This window comes from Pseudoalteromonas sp. C12FD-1, assembly GCF_037414265.1.
GTDB lineage: Bacteria > Pseudomonadota > Gammaproteobacteria > Enterobacterales > Alteromonadaceae > Pseudoalteromonas.
Genome location: NZ_JBBEVD010000008.1, coordinates 1 through 921, shown reverse-complemented (window position 1 = coordinate 921; position 921 = coordinate 1). Strand labels below are relative to the sequence as shown.

General features: G+C 53.7%; 1 protein-coding gene. It reads right to left on the bottom strand.

Annotation, left to right across the window (positions count from 1 at the left end; all coding sequences use genetic code 11):
• Positions 1 to 921: Ig-like domain-containing protein (locus tag WDB87_RS00040; protein WP_337848635.1), on the bottom strand; the 921-nt coding region annotated here is incomplete at both ends.

Genomic DNA, 921 nt, shown 5'->3' with positions numbered 1-921 from the left:
GGTGGCGTTACATCCACTTCACCGTTGTCTGTGCCTGTGCCGGTGTTACCTGCTGCATCGGTGATGCTCGCACTGACGCTGTAGTTACCTTCAGCTAAATCAGTCGCAGGGGTGGCACTCCAGTTACCGTTGGCATCGGTTTGTACATCAATGGTTTGAACTGCGTTGGCCGCATCCGTAAAGGTCACCGTGACGGTGCTGTTTGCTGCATCACTGGTGCCCGTAACCGTTGGCGTGCTGTCGTTGGTGAGCGCTGGTGCATCCACACTCACACTTGGCGCGGTGGTATCGATGTTGCCGCTGCCAGTAATATCGTTGCTGTTGCCCGCTGCATCGCTAATAGTCGCTTCGATACTGTAAGGGCCTTCGGCAAGTGCCGTGGGTACTTCCACTGAGAAGTTGCCGTTAGCATCCACGGTGGTGGTAAAGGTTTGCTCGGCCCCTAAATCATCAATAACCGTAAAGGTGATCACGGTGCCTTCAACCGCATCACTGGTGCCGCTTAAGGTTGGGGTTACGTCGTTACTTGAACCTGGGCTGGTTAAATCAATTGTTGGCGCAATGGTATCTACTTCCCCTGCGCCGGTGGCAGTGGCTTCGTTACCCGCTGCATCGCTTACGCTTGCACTTACAGTAAAGTTGCCTTCAGCAAGTACTTGTGAGGCGGCTACACTCCAGGTGCCATTAGCGCCTAAGGTCGTTGTAACCGTATGCGTGACGTTATTGCTATCGGTGATCTCTACCGTCACGGTGCTGCCCTGTGGTGCATTCGCGGTGCCGGTGATCGTTGGTGTGGTGTCGTTTGTTACGCTTAGCGTATCAACTTCAATCGCTGGCATAGTGGTGTCTATAATACCGGTTTCTGTAGCGCTGCCAATATTTCCTAGGCCATCGTCTACTTCGGCAGTGACCGTGTATTCG